Source organism: Mesorhizobium sp. M0998 (assembly GCF_040318885.1).
In the GTDB taxonomy this organism is placed as follows: domain Bacteria; phylum Pseudomonadota; class Alphaproteobacteria; order Rhizobiales; family Rhizobiaceae; genus Mesorhizobium.
Window position 1 is genome coordinate 96468 of sequence record NZ_JAMYND010000003.1, and the last position, 19254, is coordinate 115721.

At 63.2% G+C, this 19254-nt stretch carries 20 protein-coding genes; 10 read left to right on the forward strand and 10 right to left on the reverse strand.

What is annotated here, in order from left to right:
• Positions 1–98 precede the first annotated feature (98 nt).
• The 3 genes from NKH59_RS03895 to NKH59_RS03905 all read right to left on the reverse strand — a co-directional run bounded on the left by NKH59_RS03895 (position 99) and on the right by NKH59_RS03905 (position 3380).
• Complete coding sequence (locus NKH59_RS03895; protein ID WP_353021100.1) at positions 99–1052, reverse strand: TAXI family TRAP transporter solute-binding subunit; 954 nt, start codon at positions 1050–1052, stop codon at positions 99–101.
• A gap of 94 nt (positions 1053–1146) precedes the next feature.
• Positions 1147–2478, reverse strand: coding sequence for an aspartate aminotransferase family protein (locus tag NKH59_RS03900; RefSeq protein ID WP_353021024.1), 1332 nt, complete (start codon positions 2476–2478; stop codon positions 1147–1149).
• On the reverse strand, positions 2475–3380 hold the full coding sequence (locus NKH59_RS03905; protein ID WP_353021027.1) for a MurR/RpiR family transcriptional regulator: 906 nt from the start codon (positions 3378–3380) through the stop codon (positions 2475–2477). The genes NKH59_RS03900 and NKH59_RS03905 overlap by 4 nt, the downstream gene beginning before the upstream one ends.
• Before the next feature lie 96 nt (positions 3381–3476).
• Here NKH59_RS03905 and NKH59_RS03910 point away from each other — a divergent pair, with 96 nt between their 5' ends.
• A complete protein-coding gene (locus NKH59_RS03910) occupies positions 3477–4325 on the forward strand; it encodes a beta-keto acid cleavage family enzyme (RefSeq protein ID WP_353021030.1) in 849 nt (282 codons plus the stop codon).
• Between the two features lie 167 nt (positions 4326–4492).
• The gene (locus NKH59_RS03915; protein WP_352452141.1) at positions 4493–4885 is read left to right on the forward strand and encodes a GFA family protein; all 393 of its coding nucleotides are present in this window, start codon (positions 4493–4495) and stop codon (positions 4883–4885) included.
• A gap of 379 nt (positions 4886–5264) precedes the next feature.
• Here the strand turns inward: NKH59_RS03915 and NKH59_RS03920 are convergent, their stop codons facing one another.
• Positions 5265–5630 carry a DoxX family protein gene (locus NKH59_RS03920; protein ID WP_352470562.1) on the reverse strand — a complete coding sequence of 122 codons (366 nt, stop codon included), beginning with the start codon at positions 5628–5630 and terminating at the stop codon, positions 5265–5267.
• A complete protein-coding gene (locus NKH59_RS03925) occupies positions 5627–5992 on the reverse strand; it encodes a VOC family protein (protein WP_353021101.1) in 366 nt (121 codons plus the stop codon). The genes NKH59_RS03920 and NKH59_RS03925 overlap by 4 nt, the downstream gene beginning before the upstream one ends.
• Positions 5993–6376: 384 nt before the next feature.
• Between NKH59_RS03925 and NKH59_RS03930 the strand changes: the two genes are divergently transcribed.
• Positions 6377–7048, forward strand: coding sequence for an AraC family transcriptional regulator (locus NKH59_RS03930; protein WP_353021033.1), 672 nt, complete (start codon positions 6377–6379; stop codon positions 7046–7048).
• Positions 7049–7140: 92 nt separating this feature from the next.
• On the forward strand, positions 7141–7572 hold the full coding sequence (locus tag NKH59_RS03935) for a VOC family protein (protein ID WP_352470564.1): 432 nt from the start codon (positions 7141–7143) through the stop codon (positions 7570–7572).
• 147 nt (positions 7573–7719) lie between these two features.
• Here NKH59_RS03935 and NKH59_RS03940 read toward each other — a convergent pair whose 3' ends face one another.
• The 5 genes from NKH59_RS03940 to ehuB are packed head-to-tail and all read right to left on the reverse strand — an operon-like array spanning position 7720 to position 11532.
• Complete coding sequence (locus NKH59_RS03940; protein WP_353021035.1) at positions 7720–8451, reverse strand: GntR family transcriptional regulator; 732 nt, start codon at positions 8449–8451, stop codon at positions 7720–7722.
• A complete protein-coding gene (gene ehuA, locus NKH59_RS03945) occupies positions 8448–9227 on the reverse strand; it encodes an ectoine/hydroxyectoine ABC transporter ATP-binding protein EhuA (RefSeq protein ID WP_023717024.1) in 780 nt (259 codons plus the stop codon). Before ehuA ends, NKH59_RS03940 begins: the two co-directional genes overlap by 4 nt.
• Positions 9224–9883 (reverse strand): ectoine/hydroxyectoine ABC transporter permease subunit EhuD, encoded by a 660-nt coding sequence (ehuD, locus tag NKH59_RS03950; RefSeq protein ID WP_023674259.1) that lies wholly within the window; start codon positions 9881–9883, stop codon positions 9224–9226. Before ehuD ends, ehuA begins: the two co-directional genes overlap by 4 nt.
• The gene (gene ehuC, locus NKH59_RS03955; RefSeq protein ID WP_352612531.1) at positions 9880–10608 is read right to left on the reverse strand and encodes an ectoine/hydroxyectoine ABC transporter permease subunit EhuC; all 729 of its coding nucleotides are present in this window, start codon (positions 10606–10608) and stop codon (positions 9880–9882) included. The genes ehuD and ehuC overlap by 4 nt, the downstream gene beginning before the upstream one ends.
• Before the next feature lie 54 nt (positions 10609–10662).
• Positions 10663–11532, reverse strand: a complete 870-nt coding sequence (ehuB, locus tag NKH59_RS03960) for an ectoine/hydroxyectoine ABC transporter substrate-binding protein EhuB (protein WP_352470567.1) — start codon at positions 11530–11532, stop codon at positions 10663–10665.
• A 243-nt stretch (positions 11533–11775) separates the two neighbouring features.
• Here ehuB and NKH59_RS03965 point away from each other — a divergent pair, with 243 nt between their 5' ends.
• The 6 genes from NKH59_RS03965 to NKH59_RS03990 all read left to right on the forward strand — a co-directional run bounded on the left by NKH59_RS03965 (position 11776) and on the right by NKH59_RS03990 (position 19198).
• A complete protein-coding gene (locus NKH59_RS03965; protein WP_353021037.1) occupies positions 11776–12966 on the forward strand; it encodes a M24 family metallopeptidase in 1191 nt (396 codons plus the stop codon).
• A gap of 74 nt (positions 12967–13040) precedes the next feature.
• Positions 13041–14189, forward strand: coding sequence for a M24 family metallopeptidase (locus NKH59_RS03970; protein WP_353016002.1), 1149 nt, complete (start codon positions 13041–13043; stop codon positions 14187–14189).
• 10 nt (positions 14190–14199) lie between these two features.
• A complete protein-coding gene (locus NKH59_RS03975; RefSeq protein WP_353021039.1) occupies positions 14200–15456 on the forward strand; it encodes a sarcosine oxidase subunit beta family protein in 1257 nt (418 codons plus the stop codon).
• Between the two features lie 13 nt (positions 15457–15469).
• Entirely contained in the window at positions 15470–15751 is a 282-nt protein-coding gene (locus NKH59_RS03980) for a sarcosine oxidase subunit delta (protein WP_353021041.1), read from the forward strand.
• On the forward strand, positions 15748–18702 hold the full coding sequence (locus tag NKH59_RS03985; RefSeq protein ID WP_353021043.1) for a sarcosine oxidase subunit alpha family protein: 2955 nt from the start codon (positions 15748–15750) through the stop codon (positions 18700–18702). The genes NKH59_RS03980 and NKH59_RS03985 overlap by 4 nt, the downstream gene beginning before the upstream one ends.
• Positions 18695–19198: a sarcosine oxidase subunit gamma gene (locus NKH59_RS03990; RefSeq protein WP_353021046.1), complete on the forward strand. Its 504-nt coding sequence runs from the start codon at positions 18695–18697 to the stop codon at positions 19196–19198. The genes NKH59_RS03985 and NKH59_RS03990 overlap by 8 nt, the downstream gene beginning before the upstream one ends.
• Positions 19199–19254 lie beyond the last annotated feature (56 nt).

A 19254-nucleotide genomic window follows, 5' to 3' on the forward strand; every position in this document is an offset into this window, starting at 1 on the left:
GGTTGGTCAGGCCCTGCCGCTCGCTGGCTTTGATCTGTCATCGTTCCCCACAATTATTTGCGATGCGAGAGCGGCCGTGGCGCCTCGCATCGAAGGCCTCAGAGCCAGCCCTTTTCCTTGTAATAGCGCTCCGCGCCCGGATGCATTGGCGCCGACAGACCGGTCTTGATCATCTCCTTGGGATCGAGATTGGCGAAAGCCGGATGCAGTTTCTTGAAGTCGTCGAGATTTTCGAAGACCGACTTCACCAGTTCGTAGACCACCTCATCGGGCGTGCTGGCATTCGTCACCACTGTCGCGCGGACGCCGAATGTCGTCACGTCGTCCGGATTGTTGGCGTACATGCCGCCCTTGATGGTGGCGACTGAATAGTACGGATGAGCTGCCAACAGCGCGTCCACTGCCGGACCGGTCAGCGCGATGAGTTTGGCGCCACAGGCCGTGGTCGGATCCTGGATCGCGGCGGAAGGATGGCCAACGCCGTAGAAGAAACCGTCGATCTTGTTGTCGCACAGAGCGCTGCCCTGCTCGTCCGCCTTCAGCTCCGCGGCAAGCGAGAAATCGCCGAGCGTCCAGCCCATCTGCTTGAGCAACTCCTCCATGGACGAGCGGGTGCCTGACCCGGGATTGCCGACGTTGAAGCGTTTGCCTTTGAAGTCCTCGAATTTGGTGACGCCGGCGTCTGGCCGCGCCAGCACGGTAAACGGCTCGGGATGGACAGAGAACACGGCCCGCAGATCCTTGAACGGCTTGCCGTCGAAATTTCCGGTCCCCTCATAGGCCTGGTACTGGACGTCTGATTGGGTCAAGCCGAAATCGAGGTCGCCGGTCTGGATGGAGTTGACGTTGAAGACCGAACCGCCGGTCGACTCCGTCGAGCATCGGATGCCGGTTTTCTGCCGGTCCTTGTTCATCAGTCGGCAAATGGCGCCGCCGACGGCATAGTAGACGCCGGTGACCCCGCCGGTGCCGACCGTGACGAAGCGCTGCTCGGCAGCGACGGATGGCAGCGCCAGCAGCATGCAGGCCGCCGCGCCGATCAGGGTTTTCATCGAACTGTACATGGTTGCTACCTCTCTGGTGGGTGTCCCGGCCCATCGCCGATGACGCGTTGGAACTGGTTTGAGGCGGTCCGCGTCGTGCGGGTCAGGCCGCTGAAGCAATCGCAGCGTCGATTGCCTCACCGAGCCGTTCGACGATCCGATCGATATCCTGTTTGGAAATGATGAAAGGCGGCGCCACAAGCACATGAACGCCCCGCACACCGTCAATCGTCCCGGCCATCGGATAAATCATCAGGCCGCGGGCCATTGCTTCGCGCTTGATGCGGGCGTTGAGTTCAAGCCTCTGATCGAACGGCTCCTTGCTGGCGCGATCAACCACCAGCTCGATTCCCCTGAACAGACCCCGCCCGCGAATGTCGCCGACGTGATGGTGGTTATCGAAGCGTTGGTGCAGGCGTTCGTCCAGCTGCGCGCCCATTGCGCTGACGTTGTCGAGTAGACCGTCACGCCGGATGACCTCCTGCACAGCAAGGCCGGCCGCCGCTGCCATTGGATGGCCCATATAGGTATGCCCATGCTGGAAGAAGCCCGAGCCTTGGGCAAAGGCATCGAAGATATGCCGGCCGAGCAGCACCGCGCCAATCGGCTGGTAGCCACCGCCGAGTCCCTTGGCGATGGTCAGCAGGTCGGGGGCGATGCCGTCCTGTTCGCACGCATGCAGCGTGCCGGTACGGCCCATGCCGCACATCACCTCGTCGAGAATGAGCAGCACGCCGTAGCGGTCGCAAATCGCGCGAATGTGCTTGAAGTAATCCGCGACCGGCGGCACTGCGCCGAGCGTCGCACCCACCACCGGCTCGGCGACAAAGGCGATGACCTCGTCCGGGCCGAGTTCGAGGATCTTGTCTTCGAGCTGCTGGGCGGCGCGCGCCGCATAGGCTTCGTCGCTTTCGCCATGCTTTTGATAGCGATAGGCGTAACAGGGGTCGATATGGTGGGTCTCGATCAGCAACGGCCTGAACTGGGCGCGCCGCCATTCGTTGCCGCCGGTGGCGAGAGCGCCGAGCGTATTGCCGTGATAGCTCTGCCGGCGTGCGATGAGATGGCGCCGTTGCGGCTCGCCTTTCTCGACAAAATATTGCCTGGCCATCTTGAGCGCGGCCTCGACCGCCTCCGAGCCGCCGCTGACCAGATAGACGTGGTCCAAGCCTTTCGGCGCGTCCTCGACCAGCCGATCCGCCAAGCGCTCCGCCACCTCGGTGGTGAAGAAGCTGGTGTGGGCGTAGGCGATGCGGTCAAGCTGGGTGTGCAGTGCAGCGATCACGTCGGGATGGCCGTGGCCGAGACAGGACACGGCGGCGCCGCCCGACGCATCGATATAGGACTTGCCCTCGGCATCGAACAGTTCGATGCCTTGGCCGCGAGCGGCGACCGGCAGCGTCGAGTGGATGGTTCGATGAAGAATGTGTGTCATCGACGGTCCCTCACGGGCATTTTCTTCGGCGGACGTTGGTTCAGATGGGTCTTGAGAGCGGCGCCCTGCTCATCGAAACGTCGCAGCGACTCAACGGCGCCCTCGCCTGCCTGTCCTGCGACAAGAGCACCGAGGATCTCAGCAACGATGAAAGCTGGCGTCATGGTGTGGAAAAAGGACGGGCTGCCGGTCGGCACGACGACTAGGTGATCGGCAAGCAGCGCCAAGGGCGCTACCCCGCTGTCGGTGATCGCAATGACCGGTACGCCGCGGCCGGCAGCGTACTCGACAAGCTCGATGGTGAAGCGCGTGTAGGGCAGGACGCTGGCGGCGATCAGCACGTCGTCCTTGGTCGCATGGGTCAGAGCGTCGCCATCAGTTCCGCCGATGCCGTGCAGCAGCACCGACTTCTCGCCGATCAGCGACAGGATGTAATGCAGATGCCAGGCCACCGCATGGCTCGAGCGCAGGCCGAGGCAATAGACGCGCCTTGCCGCACTCAGCGCCCTGGCCGTGTCGACCAGACGGTCGATCGACCTGCTTTCGGCCAGATGGGAAAGCTGGCTGGAAATCGAATCCAGAATGTCGGCCGCCAGCGCGTGGTCGCCCTTGAGCTTTTGGCTGGCCACCTGAAGGCCCGCCTTGCCAGCGAAACCGATTTCGCCGTCCCGGATCGCGGCGGCGTAGATATCGCGTACCGCCTCGTAGCCATCAAGGCCGAGATGCTGGGCCAGCCGCGTCATCGTCGCCGGCTGCACTCCTGCGTGCCGAGCCTGCTCGCGCATGGACAACAGCGCGACATCATACGGCTTATCAAGGACATAGCGTGCAGCGGACCGAAGCTGCGCCGACATGCCGTCGAAGGCAGTGACGATCTGTCCAGCAAGCTCTCCCTGGTCCATGGATATTGCTAGCTCGCCAGACCAACGATTGCAACGTCTGTTTCAGTGTGATCAAAGATTGATTCATATGAATCTTGTCACGCACAGAACATCCCCATGAAGCCGGCCACTGGTCTCGACCGCATCGCCATAGCCGTCGCCCCGAATGGGGGACGTCGCAGCAAGGCCGACCATCCGGCGATTCCACTGACACCAGCCGAACTTGCGAGGACGGCCGCGGAATGCGCCGATGCCGGTGCGGCTATGATCCACGTCCATGTCCGCGACAGAAGCGGCAATCATCTGCTCGACCCCGACGCCTACCGCCAGACGATCGCCGCCATCCGCGGTGCTGCCGGCGACCGCTTGATAATTCAGATCACCTCCGAAGCGCTCGGTATCTATTCGCCGGCCCAACAGATGGCCGTCGTACAAGATGTGAAGCCGCAAGCTGTCTCGCTGGCGCTTCGCGAAATCGTTCCTGATGCCGGATCGGAACTCGCCTGTGTGCGCTTCATGGCCTGGCTGCACACCGAGGGGGTTGCGCCGCAGATCATCCTCTATTCGCCCGAGGAGGCGGTCAGGCTTTCGGACATGCAGCAGCGCGGACTGATCCCCTGGGCAAGCATACCGGTTCTCTACGTGCTGGGCCGATACACGCCGGGACAGGCGTCCGTTCCTGCCGATCTCCTGCCATTCCTCGCGGCGAACATGCCGCGCTTCGACCATTGGAGCGTCTGCGCCTTCGGCCGCAACGAAGCGGCGTGCGTGACCGCCGCAGCGTTGCTTGGCGGCCATGTCCGGGTCGGCTTCGAAAACAATCTTTTCCTTCCGGACGGCAGCATAGCCTCGTCCAACGCCGAACTGGTAGCGACCGTCGCACGCATACTCGCCGACTGCGGCGTCAAGATCGCCTCGGCCGCCGAGTTGGCGGCTCAATGGAACGCGCCGTTTCGTTCCGTATGACAAACCAAAGCCTATTTTCGGCGGCAAGCTCGCGCAAGGCATAGAGAGGCGGCTGCAATGTCATCGCCACGGAAGAACGACGCGTCCCCGCCCGCGGCGCGGCGATTGCAACAACAGTGCCGGTCGTTGTAACCATTCCGGCCGCTTGATATTGGAGGAGACGCAGCATGGACCGATTCACCGGCGGTTGCCTGTGCGGCAACGTCCGAATTGTCGCGTCAGGGCGCCCATACCGGGTCGGCCTTTGTCACTGTCTCGACTGCCGCAAGCATCATGGCGCCCTTTTTCACGCTTCCGCGATTTTTCCTGAGGATGCGGTGACGATCGACGGCGAAACACGCGACTACGCCGGGCGGTTTTTCTGTCCCCGCTGCGGCTCCTCCGTTTTCGGACGCACCGCAGACGAAATCGAAGTAAACCTGGGGTCCCTGGATGCGCCTGACCAGCTGATGCCAACCTACGAAAGCTGGATCATCCGACGCGAGTCCTGGTTGCCGCCGTTTCCGCTCACCAGACGGTACGAGCGCGATCGTGACGCCACGGGTCGCTTTGAGGAATAGGTCGCAGGAACGGTGCCGAGGAGGCAACGACATCAGAACATGGATTTTCACAGGCCGCCTGCTCACGCCGCTAAAATGTGAACTTGCATGCTTACAAGGTGCGCTGCCTTCATCCACATTGCCCCATGGGCATTCGTGAGCGCCTAAGGCGACCCGTGACAGCCAAGGCGCCGGACCTTAGAGGAGGATCGCAGGGGATGGGATTCATCGTCGCGATCCTGACGCAGGCTTTGTACAGAGCGCCGCGTTCAAAGCTGGCCGTGTAGGAGGTCACGCCGGAAGATCGGCCTTGCGGAAGCCATCAACGAAATGCCCAAGCAGCGCAGCGTCGTGGAATGGCTCTGTCGAGGTCCAGTGGCCCGCCGCCTCGAAACGATGATCACAGGCTAGTGGTCGCGGCGACAATCAACCCGCCCAAGACGGCGACATTGATGGTGAAGCCGGTACGAAGCGCTTCGCGTTCATCGCCGCTGTAGCGCCAGAAGTTGAGCGCCATGAACGACGCCGCAATGGTGAATACGGCCAAGGTCGCGGCGGGAAAGGGTCCACCAAGGCCCGCTGCTAGGCAAAAGCCGCCTGCGATCTCCAGCACCGATCCGGCCGCGAGAAGAGGCCTGGGAGCAGGAAAGCCCCGCTCGGCCAGGGACGCTGTAACTGCCCGGAACCTGAGGAAATGCTCGGCGCCCGCCCAGATAAAGACGCCGCCGAGCAAAACCAATCCAAGGTGGTGGAGGAACGCGATCATTCCTTGCTGCCGTCCTCGGTGTAAACCGCTAGCTCGTAACCATCCGGATCCGCGAAATGAAAGCGCCGGCCGCCGGGGAACTCATAAATCGGCCTGACGATCGTGCCTCCCGCTTCCTCGACCCGCTTGACCGTTGCCGGCAAATCATCGGCATAGAGAATGACGAGCGGGCCTCCGCCGAACCTCGCTGGGCCAGCGGCGAAGCCACCTGACAAGCGCCCGTCGTTGAACTCGCAATATTGCGTGCCGTAGTCAGTGAAGGTCCAGCCGAAGGCCTTTCCGTAGAAGTCGCGTGACCGCTGAATGTCTTTCACGTTGAATTCGACGTAGTCGATCCGTTGATCGTTGTTGTTGCTCATGATGCATACCTCTCGTGTGATGTACGACGGCGAAAGATAAGCACGCATCTCGCCTGCCGGATTGAACAAAACGGCCATCGACGTATGGCTTCACACGGCGCCGCCGAGGCGATGCATCTGACATGATTATTCACCTGCCCTCTTCCTTCCGGCCGGAAGAAAACAACCGATTCTTGCAACCGTTCTCGATTGGCAGACGTTGTCGGTCGTGCAGATTATTGCCTCGAGCGACGGCGGGCGCTGCCACTGCGTCGTAGGTTCACCGCCGGTAATCCGAAGAGGAGCGAGATGAGCGATCCCGTCCCAGCGCAGGCAACGGGTTCATTTCAGCAACGTCCAGCGTCGGCGCGGCTTCGCGGAAGCTTTGCTTCGGTGTGGGCGCATCGAATGGACCCGGCGGGCGCACCGCCAATCGTCGTCATGCCCGATGCAACGATCGACCTGCAATGGATCGGAGGCAGCTTCCGAATTGCCGGCCCCGACAAGGAGCCGCAGACCGAGGTCCTGGCGGCAGACGAGATCGTGATCGGCTTGCGCTTCCATCCTGCCACGGCGGCGGCATGGCTCGGCGTGCCGCAAATCGAACTGGTCGGCAAGAGGCTGTCGCTCGACGATTTATGGGGAGCGCGAGCCCGGCGCCTCGCCAGCCGCGTGCGCGCTGGCGACAATCTCGAAGATCTGGCCTGTTCGCTCGAACAGGTCGTCGCTGAGGAGGCGGCCTCCCGCGCGCCAGACGCTCCCATGCAGGCGGCATATCGCTTGATCGAGCGCGGGCCGCCACCCGACGCGCCGCTCGTCCCTTGGTTGATGCGCGCACTCGAGATGAGCGAAAGAACGTTGCGCCGGCGCTTCGACGAGAGCTTCGGCTATGGCCCCAAAACGCTTGACCGTATCCTCCGCTACCAGCGCTTTCTGCGGCTTTCGAGCCAATCAAACAGCGCTACGGCCATCCTGGCAGCCGAGGCGGGCTATTCCGATCAGGCGCATCTTGTCCGCGAGAGCCGACGCCTGACAGGAAGCACCCCGCGACAGATTCATCACCTGCTGCAGAACGGGTGAAACCTCGTCGCGCTCTTCATTGGCCGTTTTGTTCAAGTCTTCACTGTCGCCCGACTTTATCCTGGTGTCTCCGACAACCAGAGGAGATCGCCATGAAACCGCGCATTTCGGTTTTGACTATCGCTGTCGCCAACCTCGAGAGTTCTCTGGCGTTCTACCGCGACGGTCTCGGCTTGCCAACGGAAGGGATCATCGGCCGCGAGTTCGAGCATGGCGCCGTCGCGTTCTTCACGCTGTCCGGCGGGTTGAAGCTCGCGATCTGGGCGCAGGACGACCTCGCCTACGACACTGGCCTGCCCAAGGCGCCGATCAGCTCGACCTCGTTCACAGTCGGACACAACGTTGTGCGCCGCGAAGAAGTCGATCAAGTGATGGATGAGGCCGCTCGCGCCGGAGCCGAGATCATCAAGCCTGCCCGGGACACGTTCTTTGGCGGATATGCCGGATACTTCCGCGATCCGAACGGACACCTGTGGGAGGTCGTCTGGAACCCCGCCAACATACCGAATGAGGACGCTCTCTGAGGGCAGGTATGGCCCTGTAGGATCGGGCCGTTCCGGTCATTCCCAGTGCTGGCAAAATTCTATCGGGATCGGGGCGGGCGGCCTGCTTTCCCTGGCAAACGAAGCCAGTTCGACGGCAGTCCACCAGCACAATCTTACGGGGGCTGATTATGTAGCTCTATCCAGATTCGCCACGCCTGCATGGCGCATCATGCGGCGGAAGCTCATTGAGATATGCGCCCGCCTTATGTGCCCGATGGACTCCCAGTCGCCGATTTCGGCGGCGGCAAGGACGTCTTCCATTTCGCGGCGGAATGCGGTGAATTCCTCGACAAGGCCCAATTGCGGCATCAGCTTCAGGACGACGCGCGCGACCTGAAAATACAGGCGCTCGCTGATCTCGCGCAGTGGCTGGTTGCCGGTCATCGCCGTGAGCTCGTAGAAAAAATCCATGTTGAGGCGCAGGAAAGCGCGCTGGTCGGGATTGAGTATATCGGCATCGCAGCGCGCGATGAGCGCCCGTATCCGGTCAAGATCGTCCGCCGTACGCGGAATCGGCGAAAGCTTGCCGACGAGGAGCGCCAGTTCCAGGCGCAGATGATAGACCTGCTGCAATTCCTCGATCTCGACGTCGGTGACGATCGTGCCGACGCCGTGGACGGATTGAACCAGACCCTCGGATTCAAGGCGCGCCAGCACGCGCCGGACCGGCGTGCGGCTGATCTGGAATTCCTGGGCAAGTTCTTCCTCGGACAGGTGGCTTCCCGGCGCATAATCGAGCAGGCAGATGCGGTCGCGCAATATCCGGTAGATGCGCTCGAACCGCTCCCGCGCGGAGAGCGGGCGCGGCGGCGCCGCGGTCACCGTCGTAGGCGGCTTGGCCTCTGTCTCGATCGTCACCCAGCCTCCAGGACAGCGTGCAGGAATTGCCGTGTCCGCTCGTTCTTGGGAGCACCAAACAGTTCGCTTGGCGGTCCCTGCTCGCAGATCTTGCCTTGATAGAAGAAACAAACGCGGTCGGAAAACTCCTTGGCGAAGCCCATCTGATGGGTGACCATCAGCATGGTGAGATCATGCTCGCGCCCGATTTGCCTTATCACCTGCAGCACTTCGCCGACAAGCTCCGGGTCGAGCGCCGACGTCACCTCGTCGAACAGCATGATCTTGGGCCGCATTGCCAGCGCCCTGGCGATGGCGACGCGCTGCTGCTGGCCGCCGGAAAGCTGTGACGGATAGTGGTCCTTCTTCTGGGCCAGACCGACCAGCTCCAGCAGCTCGGCCGCTCGTGCCTCGGCGTCCGCCCGCTTCATGCCGAGCACCGTTATCGGCGCCTCGATGCAGTTCTGCATCGCCGTCATATGCGGAAACAGGTTGAACGACTGGAACACCATGCCGATCTTGGCGCGGATCTTGCGGATGTGGGCGAGATCGGCGGGAACAAGCTTGCCGTTCCTCTCCATATGGGTCAGCGGCTCGCCTTCGACCCAGATGACGCCGTCATTGATCGTCTCCAGCGTCATCAGCATGCGCAGCACCGTCGTCTTGCCCGAACCCGACGGACCGATGACGGAGACTTTTTCGCCGCGCGCTATTTCGAGATTGAGCCCGTCGAGAACGGTTAACGTGCCGTAGCGTTTCGATACATTGTCGAAGCGGACCATCGGTTGTTCAGTCATCGCGTGGTCCTCCGGTTGAGCAGCCCTTCGAGGGAGCGGATGAGCGCCGCCGAAACCAGGCTCATGGCAAGGAAAAACAGGCCGACCAGCGTGATCGGCTCGGTGTAGCGGAACGTTTCGGAGCCGATGATCTTTGCGGTCTGCATCAGTTCCATCACGGCGATTGCGGAAAGCAACGGCGTTTCCTTGAACAAGGCTACCAGATAATTGCCGAGCGCCGGAACGATCGGCGGGATCGCCTGCGGAATGATGATGTCGCGGAACGTCGTCCAGGACGAGAGATTGAGCGCGATCGAAGCTTCCCACTGGCCGCGATGGATGTTGTCGAAACCGGCGCGATAGACCTCGGAGCAATAGGCGGCGTAGTGGATGCCGATGGCCAGCACCCCGGCGGTGAAAGCGTCGAGCACGACACCGAATTTCGGAAAAACGAAATAGAGAAAGAATATCTGGATGAGCAGCGGGGTCGAGCGGATCAGCTCGACCAGCACCGAAATCGTCCAGCTGGTCCATGGCACGGCGATGCGGACAACGGCCAGCACCAGGCCGAGCGAGGCGGCAAGCGCAAAGCCGATCAGCGTCGCTTCGATGGAAATGACGGCGGCGCGGGCAAGCACCGGCAGGATTTCCAGGGCAAATCCCCAATCCCAGATCATGCCGCCTTCCCCCGCGCCAGTCCGAGCGACGCTCGCCTTTCGAGAAGCCGCATGCCGATGGTCACAACCAGCGACATTGCCAGGTACATCAAAAGGACGAGGGTGAAGATCGGAATGGTCTTGAACGTGTTCTGGTTCATTTGCTGCGCCTTGAAGGCGAGGTCCGAAAGCGTGATCAGCGAAACCAGCGCCGTCGATTTCAGAAGCTCGATGAACAGATTACCCCAGGGCGGGATCATCGCGACAAAGGCCTGCGGCAGGATGATCCGGCGCAACATCTGTGGGCGGCTCATGTTCAATGCCGTACACGCTTCCCACTGCCCGCGGGCGACGGACTGGATCGCGCCGCGCACGCACTCCGATCCGTAGGCGCCGACATTCAGGCCAAGCGCCAGCACTGCCACCACGAATGCGTTGATCGTGACGCCGAATTGCGGGAGCACGAAAAACAGCCAGAACAATTGCACCAGCGCCGACGTTCCGCGGAAGATCTCGACGTAAACCGTGGCCAGCCATCTGAGCGGCGTCGGGCCGTACATCCTTGCAAGTGCTGCAAGCACGCCCATGATAATTGCGAGCAGGCTGCCGAGGACGGCGATCTCGACCGTCAGGACCGCGCCTTGCAGCAGGCCCGGCATGAACACTCTATAGCTGTCCTGCGTTGCCAACGCGCCGATCACGACCAGCGCGATGACCAGCATGGCAATGAGCGTACGGATTCCCATGCGATTCCCCCGGGAAAAAAGGGCGGCGCTTTCGCGCCGCCAGCAGTTGGGAACCTATTTGCCAGCGCAGAGCTCTGCGGTGGTCTTGTTGGGCAGATAATCCTTGCCGAAGCCGAGTGGCTCGACCAGCGCGATATGCTCCGGCGAACCGATGAACTTCTTCAGCTCGGCGTTGAAAGCCTGCTGCAGGTCGGTGTCTTCCTTGCGGAAGCCGAAGCCGCCATGGCCTTTCACCGACTTGCCGGCGACCTCGCCGAAGGGCTTGGTCGATTCGACACCGTCGGCCTTCTTGGCCATGTCGGCGATCGAAAGGGCGGTAAGCGCGGCAGCATCGGCGCGGCCCGACTGGACGGCGGCGACCAGGCTGGACTGGTCGGGCAAGGAGACGATCTGCCCATCGGCAACGCCCGCTTCTTTGGCGAAGCCGCCTTCGACGGCGCCGGCCATCACGGCAAGCTTGAGATCCGGATTATCCTTGATGCTGGAAAAATCCTTGATGCCTTTCGGATTGCCTTTTGCCACCAGCATAGCCTCGCCGATGCCGTAGGACGGCTCGGAGTAGTTGATCTCGGCGCAGCGCTTCGGGGTGATGAACATGCCGGCGGCGATGATGTCGAAGCGGCCGGCCTTGAGACCTGGAATGAGCGAGCCGAATTCGGTCAAAACACCGTCGACCTGCGGTATGCCCATCTTGGCGAGTACCGCCTTGGCGACTTCCGGCGCCTCGCCGGTCAGCTTGCCGTCTGGCGTGGCGTAACCGAACGGCGCCTCGTTGGCGAAACCGACACGGATGTAGCCGTCCTTCTTGGCCCGTTCGAGGGTGGTTTCCGCGTGAGCGGACAGCGAGGTCAATGACGTCGCGGCGAGCGCGATGCAGGCAGCCGCTTTCACGACCATGCGGCGCGATATCGATGAATTGAACATGCTTTTCTCCCATTGGACAACTGTAGATGGTTCCCAGGGCGCGGCCTTCTTCGAGGTCGACGCCTGCTTGATCAGACGTATACAACTGCCCTAGACATTTCGCAAGCAGAGATATAGAAACCATGGAAATTCGGCGATAATTCGTAGTTCGCCAACAAATTGACGTCGAGTTGTGCACAATTTGGGCCTGCTTGCCCATATTTTATCAAAGAGCAAGCGGCGTACCTGGAAGGCAGGATTTCGGTGGCGACCGCGAAGGGCTTCGGGACATTCACGCAAGCGGAGTATGGGCAGCGCCTCGCCGGCGTGAAGACACGCATGCAACAAGCCGGCTTCGATCTCATCGTCTGTCAGGATCCAGCCAACATGTGCTGGCTGACCGGCTATGACGGATGGTCGTTCTACGTTCCGCAGTGCGTGCTCGTCCATCTGGAGGAGGACCGGCCGATCTGGTTCGGCAGGGCGCAGGATGCCAAGAGCGCACGCCTGACCACCGGCCTGCCCGAGACAAACATCGTGCCGTTCTCGGAACGGCTGGTGCAGCATCCGGTCGAACACCCTTATGACGAACTCGCCCAACTGATCCGGTCGCGCGGCTGGGGAAAGGCCCGTATCGGCGTCGAGATGGACGCGCATTATTACACTGCGCGCTGCCACGCCCACCTTGTCGAGGGGCTGCCCGACGCGCATTTCGCCAACAACCACGATCTCGTTAACTGGGCGCGGCTGGTCAAATCCGAAGCCGAGCTGGTGCTGATCCGCGAGGCGGGTGCGATCTGCACGCATGCCATGAACCGCGCCATCGGGAAAATGCGGCCCGGTGTGCCTCAGAACCATGTCATTGCGGAAATCTATCACGCGCAGATCACGGGGGTGCCCGGAGCGGGCGGCGACTATGCCGCGATCTGTCCGCTTATGCCCGTTGGCGAGGGCACCAGCACGCCGCATCTGACGTGGTCCGACGCGCCGCTGCCGGACAGCGGCCCCGCCATTCTGGAGATTGCCGGCGTGAGGCGCCGCTATCACGCGGCGCTGACGCGGACCATACATTTCGGCAAGCCGCCGCTAGCCATCCTCGACATGGCCAAGGCAATCGTCGAGGGTGTCGACGCCGGCCTCGAGAAGGCGCGCCCCGGCTACACCGCCGAACAGGTGGAAGCCGCCTGGCAGGCAGTCCTGCGACGGAACGGGCTGAAGAAGGAAAGCCGGGTCGGCTATCCGGTCGGGCTCGCCTACCCGCCCGATTGGGGTGAACGCACCGCAAGCCTTCGTCCCGGCGATACTACCGAGATGCAGTCCGGGATGTGCTTCCATTTCATGGCCGGCGTCTGGCTCGACGATTTCGGCATCGCCATCTCGGAATCGTTCGTCGTCACGGAACGCGGCGGCGAACGCCTCTGCGACGTGGCGCGCGAACTCATCGTCATCGACTGACATGGCGGCCAGGAAACCGGCTGCCGAAAAGACCATGCGCGCCAGCAAGCCGGCAACAAGCACGAGGACACCCGATGGACCGCAATCCGTTTTCCGAAGCCGAAATCGCCGGCCGCCTTGCCAAGGTCCGTATTGCACTGGCCGAGCGCGAGCTCGACGCGGCGGTCTTCGCCTCGCCGGAGAACGTCTTCTATCTCACCGGGCTCGATCACTGGGGGTATTTTGCCCCTCACCTGCTGGTCGTTCCGCTCCGGGGAAAACCTGTTCTGGTCACCCGCTCGATGGAGAAGGTGACGATCGAGAAGCAGGTGAAGGCAGCGGAATTCCGTGGCCACTCCGACAGCGAAACGGCGGCCGACCTTACCGCGCGGGTGCTTGCGGAGCTCGGCCTGTCCGGCAAGCGGATCGGTCTCGAATACTGGACGGCCGGCCTTAGCCATGGACTTGCCGTGGCGCTCCAGACGCAAGCCGATGCAACGTGGAGCGATGTCTCCGGTCTGATCGACAAGATGCGGCGGGTGAAGAGCACCGAAGAACAGGCGCTGATGCGGCGTGCCGCAAAGGTGACGGACGCCGCCGCCGGTGCCGCGATCGCCGCGATCTCCGATGGCGCTTCCGAACAGGAGGTCGCCGCCCAATGTGTTGCGGCAATGATCCGCGCCGGCGGTCATGCGCCGGGCTTCGGACCGTTCATCCGCCCGGCCGCGCGCCTGGGTGAAGAGCACACGACCTGGGGCGACGGAATCTACCGCAAGGGCGAGCCGGTCTTTGTCGAACTGTCCGGGTGCATCTCGCGCTACCATGCCCCGCTCGGCCGGCTCGTTCGCATCGGCCACATCAGCGATGAAGACGCCGCAATGGCGGAGGTGACCGCCAAGGCCTTCAACGCGGTCGTCGAGGCGCTGCGGCCGGGCGCCAAGGCGCGCGATGTTTACGCCGCCTGGCAGGCCGTCGCCGACGAGGCCGGCCTTTCCCACTATCGCCGCCATCACTGCGGCTACCTTGTCGGCGCCGGCCAGCCGCCGTCATGGACCGGCGGCAATTCGGTGACCGGCTTGCGACACGATTCCGACCTCGAGATCGAAACGGGGATGAGCTTCCACATCCTGTCATGGCTGATGGGAACGGGTCGCGGCAATGACTTCGTCTCCAACACGGTGCTTTTGACCGACGCGGGCGCCGAAGTGCTCACCCGCACGCCGGCCGGCCCGATCGTTCGATAGGCCCGCACGCATGGCGCGCTACTCGGCACTCTCGATTTTCCGCAACGCGCTCGCCGGCCAGAAGAATTGGCAGCGCGCCTGGCGTGCGGCGGAGCCAAAACCATCCTATGATGTGATCGTCATCGGCGGCGGCGGACACGGCCTCGCCACCGCCTTCTACCTCGCCGAGAACCACGGCATCCGTAACGTCGCCGTACTCGAAAAGGGCTATGTCGGCGGCGGCAATGTCGGCCGCAACACCACCGTCATCCGCTCCAACTACCTGCTCGACGGCAACACCCAGTTCTACGAATTCTCGATGAAGCTCTGGGAGGGCATGTCGCGGGCGCTGAACTTCAACGTCATGTTCTCGCAGCGCGGCCAGCTCGTCACGGCGCATTCGGCCGATCAGCTCGACGGCTTCAGCCACCGCGCCAATGTCATGCGGCTGAATGGCATTGATGCCGATATCCTCGACCGCGACGAGGTGCGCCGTCTCGTGCCCTATCTCGATTTTTCCGACACCGCCCGCTTTCCGATCCATGGTGCCATCTTCCAGGGCCGGGCCGGCACGGCACGCCACGACGCCGTCGCCTGGGGCTATGCGCGCGCCGCCGACAGCCATGGCGTCGACATGATCCAGAACTGCGAAGTGACAGGCTTCCTCCGCGACCGCGACAGTATCGTCGGCGTCGAAACGACGAAAGGCCGGATCGGCGCCGGCAAGGTCGGCCTCGCTGTTGCCGGTCATACATCCGTGCTCGGTGCCAAGGCCGGCCTTGACCTGCCGATCGAAAGCCACGTCCTGCAAGCCTTTGTCACCGAACCGCTGAAGCCGCTGGTAGATCACGTCGTCGCTTACGGCGCCGACCATTTCTACGTCAGCCAGTCCGACAAGGGCGGACTGGTCTTCGGCGGCAATCTCGACGGCTACAATTCATACGCCCAGCGCGGCAATCTCGGCGTCGTGCGCGAGGTGGCGGAGGCGGCGATTGCTTTGATGCCGTGCATTTCGCGCGTCCGTCTGCTGCGCCACTGGGGCGGCGTCATGGACATGACTCCCGATGCCAGCCCGATCATCTGCCCGACGCCGATCGACGGCCTCTATCTCAATGGCGGCTGGTGCTATGGCGGCTTCAAGGCAACGCCGGCTTCCGGCTGGTGCTTCGCCCACACGATCGCCACCGGCAAGCCGCATCCCTTGATCGCGGCCTACGGGCTCGATCGTTTCCGCACCGGCCACACGCTCGATGAGGCCGGTGTCGGCCCTTCCGCCTGGCTGCAATAGGAGGCGGGACAAAATGCTGCGCATCGAATGCCCCTGCTGCGGCCCGCGCGACCATGACGAGTTCCGCTATGGCGGCGATGCCTCGGTCACGCGTCCGGCCCATGACGACGCCGATCCGGAGGCCTGGTACCGCTACGTCTATATCAGGACAAACCCGGCCGGCCCGCACCGTGAATTCTGGCAGCACGTGACCGGCTGCCGGCAATGGCTGGTGGTCGAACGCGACACCCGCAACCACGCGATCGCATCCGTCGACTTCGCCAGGAAATCGACTGTCAGGAAACAACCGGCATGAGTTCGAACCGCAAACGCCTGCCAGCGGGTGGCCGCATCAGTCCCGAGGTGCCGGTAGATTTCACCTTCGATGGCCGCAAGCTGATTGGGTATCGCGGCGACACGCTCGCCTCCGCGCTGCTCGCCAATGGCGTCACTCTGGTCGGGCGCAGCTTCAAATATCATCGCCCGCGCGGCATTTTTTCCGCCGGGCCCGAAGAGCCGAATGCGCTGGTTACGCTCGGGAGCGCCGGCAGGCGCGAGCCGAACCTGCCGGCGACGACGCTGGAACTCGCCGACGGCATGGTCGTGGAGAGTCAGAACCGCTGGCCGTCGCTTGCCTTAGACGTGCAAAGCGTCAACGGCCTTTTCGCGCCGTTTCTGTCCGCCGGCTTCTACTACAAGACCTTCATGGGCCCGACGCGCCGCGCCTGGATGTTCTACGAACATTTCATCCGCAAGGCGGCCGGCCTGGGCAAAGCCGGCACCGGCCCCGATCCCGACCGCTACGAGGTTCATCATGCCTTCGCCGATGTCGCCATCGTCGGCGGCGGCCCGGCGGGATTGTCGGCGGCGCGGGCGGCCGCCGCGGCCGGGGCGCGGGTCGCGCTGATCGAGCAGGATTTCCTGCTTGGCGGCCAGCTTCTGGCGGAACCGTCCGACAGCGCAGCGGCCGCATGGCTGAGGCAGGCCGAGGCCGAGTTGGAGGGCTTCGAAACCGTCGCGTTGATGAAGCGGACGACCGCTTTCGGCAGCTATGACGACAATGTGCTTGGACTGGTCGAACAGCGCGATCCAACCGATCCGCAGCCGAATGGCGAGACACGCCAAACGGTCACCATGCTGCGCGCCCGCGCCATCGTTTTCGCCACCGGCGCCATCGAGCGACCAATGGTGTTCTCGAACAACGACCGGCCCGGCGTCATGCTCGCCTCGGCCGCGCGGACCTACCTCAACCGTTTCGCCGTCCTGCCGGGCAGGAAAATCATCGTCGCCACCAGCAATGACGGTGCCTGGCGCACCGCCTTCGATTACGCCGCAGGCGGCGCGGAGGTGACGGTTGCCGATCTGCGCGCCGTCCCGCCCGCAGCACTTGCCGCGGAAGCCGCACGGCTCGGCGTGGTGGTGCGGGCCGCAACGCGCATCGTCGACCTGCACGGCGGCCATACCGTCAGGCGCGTAACGCTCAATGGACCGGAGGGACAATCCTCGGCCGCCTGTGACCTGGTCTGCATCTCCGGCGGCTGGTCGCCAACCGTGCATCTCACCTCCCACCTCGGTGTCAAACCTGTCTATCGCGACGACATTGACGGCTTCGTGCCGGGCGTCTTTTCAGCCAGCCAGTTCGGCGCCGGCGCAATTATAGGAGCTTATGCGACCGCCGCTGCCGTCGAGCACGGCCATCGCGCCGGCATCGAAGCGGCAGCCTCCTGCGGCAAGTCGGCGCCGGTGCCCGCTCCATCGAAACTCGATCTCGGCGAGACCGCTACGACGCTACTTCGCGAAGCCCCTTCGGTCGGACGTGGAAAAGCCTTCGTCGATTTCCAGATGGACGTGACGACCGGGGATATCGAGCTCGCCCATCGTGAGGGCTATGAATCGGTCGAGCATCTGAAGCGCTACACCACGCTCGGCATGGGCACCGATCAGGGCAAGACCAGCAATTTTCCTGCACTTGCCGCCATGGCAGCGCTGCGCGGCGCAACGATTCCCGAGACCGGCACCACGACCTTCCGCCCGCCCTATACGCCGGTGGCGATCGGCGCGCTTGCCGGACGCGCCGTCGGCCATCATTTCAAGCCGATCCGCCGCACGCCGATGCACGACTGGCACATGGCGAATGGCGCCGAGATGCTCGAGGTCGGGCTCTGGATGCGGCCCTATTTCTACCGGCAGTCGGGCCGCGACGTGAACGAGGCCTATGTTGCCGAAATGCGTACCGTGCGTCAGGCCGCGGGGCTGATGGACATCTCCACGCTCGGCAAGATCGATGTCCAGGGCCCGGATGCGGCAATCTTCCTCGACCGCGTCTATGCCAACGGCTTTGCCAAACTGGCGATAGGCCGCGCCCGCTACGGCGTCATGCTGCGCGACGACGGCATCGTCTTCGACGACGGCACCACGACGCGGCTGGCGGAAAACCGGTTCTTCATGACCACTTCGACCGCCAAGGCCGCCGATGTGCTGTCGCGTCTCGAATTCCTGCTCGACACGGCCTGGCCGGATTTGCGTGTGGCCGTTACCTCGGTCAGCGATGAATGGGCGGCGATGTCGGTTGCCGGGCCTAACAGCCGCGCAATCCTCGGTGCTGCTTTTCCTGGTCTCGACGTTTCCGACGCGGCGCTTCCGCATATGGGGCTACTCGAAAGCGAGTGGCAGGGCCGTGGGCTCCGCATCCTGCGCCTCAGTTATTCCGGCGAGCGCGCTTACGAAGTCTATGTCGGCGCCACTGCCGGTGAACAGCTCTGGAGCCTCTTGCTCGAAGCCGGCAGACCCTTCGACCTGAAGCCTTACGGTGTCGAGGCGCTCGGCGCGCTGCGGGTCGAAAAGGGCCATGTCGCCGGACCGGAGATCGATGGGCGCACGACGCTCGACGATCTCGGCCTCGGCCGCATGGCCGGCAAGCGCAGCGGCTTCGTCGGCGATGTACTGCGCCGCCGCCAGGCCTATCAGGCGCCTGAGCGCCAGCGGCTGGTCGGACTGGAATGCGCCGAAGACGGCAAGCGCCTCCGCGGCGGGGCGATCCTGTTCCTGCCCGACGACAAGATCGAGGGCCATGGCCGCGGCCGGGTGACCTCGATCACCTTTAGCCCAGAACTCGACCGCTATGTCGGATTGGCCCTGCTTGCCGGTGATGTCGCGGCAGAAGGAAGCGAGGTCGTGGCGGTCTATCCGATGAAGGCCGAAACGGTTCGCGCCCGCGTTGTCTGGCCGGTATTCATTGATCCGCAGGGAGAACGGCTGCATGGCTAGCTTGACCTCTTCTCGGGATTTCAGTCTGTCCGTGGCGGATTGTCCGCTTATCCAGATCGAGGGCTGGGACGCGACACTGAGACAATTCGAAAAGAGCGTCTCGGCGTCGCTCAACACGAAACTTCCCGCTTCGGTGGGAGAGACGGTTCGCCACAAGGGCCTTTTGACCATCCGCGTTGCACCTCGCCGCCTTTGGCTGGCTCTCGACGAAGGCACAGAAGCGCCAGCCCTTGTCGTCGACCCCGATCTCGGCTGTTCCGTGCCCCTCGGGGAAGGTCGTGTTCGTTTGAAAATGGCCGGCCCTCGTATCGCAAGGCTTCTGTCCGGCTGCATTGCCGTCAACTGGCGCGCGCCGACCGCCGCTCCGGGCCGCGCCGTGCAAACATCCTTCCATCACGTGCCCGTGCTCTTCCTGCGCACCGGCGAGACCGCGTGCGAACTCATCGTGCCGCGAAGTTTTTCGCGAAGCCTCTCGGATTGGATTGCCGACGGCTAGCCAATACCGGTTCCTCGGGCAAGGGCCGGCTTTAGCGGCGATCCAAGCCGCCATCA

Excerpts from the sequence above, each read along its gene's own strand:
- NKH59_RS03985 (WP_353021043.1), top strand. The coding sequence starts at position 15,748 with ATGAGTTCGAACCGCAAACGCCTGCCAGCGGGTGGCCGCATCAGTCCC.
- ehuD (WP_023674259.1), bottom strand. The coding sequence starts at position 9,883 with ATGATCTGGGATTGGGGATTTGCCCTGGAAATCCTGCCGGTGCTTGCC.
- ehuC (WP_352612531.1), bottom strand. The coding sequence starts at position 10,608 with ATGGGAATCCGTACGCTCATTGCCATGCTGGTCATCGCGCTGGTCGTG.
- ehuA (WP_023717024.1), bottom strand. The coding sequence starts at position 9,227 with ATGACTGAACAACCGATGGTCCGCTTCGACAATGTATCGAAACGCTAC.
- NKH59_RS03895 (WP_353021100.1), bottom strand. The coding sequence starts at position 1,052 with ATGAAAACCCTGATCGGCGCGGCGGCCTGCATGCTGCTGGCGCTGCCA.
- NKH59_RS03975 (WP_353021039.1), top strand. The coding sequence starts at position 14,200 with ATGGCGCGCTACTCGGCACTCTCGATTTTCCGCAACGCGCTCGCCGGC.
- NKH59_RS03920 (WP_352470562.1), bottom strand. The coding sequence starts at position 5,630 with ATGATCGCGTTCCTCCACCACCTTGGATTGGTTTTGCTCGGCGGCGTC.
- NKH59_RS03980 (WP_353021041.1), top strand. The coding sequence starts at position 15,470 with ATGCTGCGCATCGAATGCCCCTGCTGCGGCCCGCGCGACCATGACGAG.
- NKH59_RS03905 (WP_353021027.1), bottom strand. The coding sequence starts at position 3,380 with ATGGACCAGGGAGAGCTTGCTGGACAGATCGTCACTGCCTTCGACGGC.
- ehuB (WP_352470567.1), bottom strand. The coding sequence starts at position 11,532 with ATGTTCAATTCATCGATATCGCGCCGCATGGTCGTGAAAGCGGCTGCC.
- NKH59_RS03900 (WP_353021024.1), bottom strand. The coding sequence starts at position 2,478 with ATGACACACATTCTTCATCGAACCATCCACTCGACGCTGCCGGTCGCC.
- NKH59_RS03910 (WP_353021030.1), top strand. The coding sequence starts at position 3,477 with ATGAAGCCGGCCACTGGTCTCGACCGCATCGCCATAGCCGTCGCCCCG.
- NKH59_RS03970 (WP_353016002.1), top strand. The coding sequence starts at position 13,041 with ATGGACCGCAATCCGTTTTCCGAAGCCGAAATCGCCGGCCGCCTTGCC.
- NKH59_RS03990 (WP_353021046.1), top strand. The coding sequence starts at position 18,695 with ATGGCTAGCTTGACCTCTTCTCGGGATTTCAGTCTGTCCGTGGCGGAT.
- NKH59_RS03930 (WP_353021033.1), top strand. The coding sequence starts at position 6,377 with ATGGACCCGGCGGGCGCACCGCCAATCGTCGTCATGCCCGATGCAACG.
- NKH59_RS03915 (WP_352452141.1), top strand. The coding sequence starts at position 4,493 with ATGGACCGATTCACCGGCGGTTGCCTGTGCGGCAACGTCCGAATTGTC.
- NKH59_RS03935 (WP_352470564.1), top strand. The coding sequence starts at position 7,141 with ATGAAACCGCGCATTTCGGTTTTGACTATCGCTGTCGCCAACCTCGAG.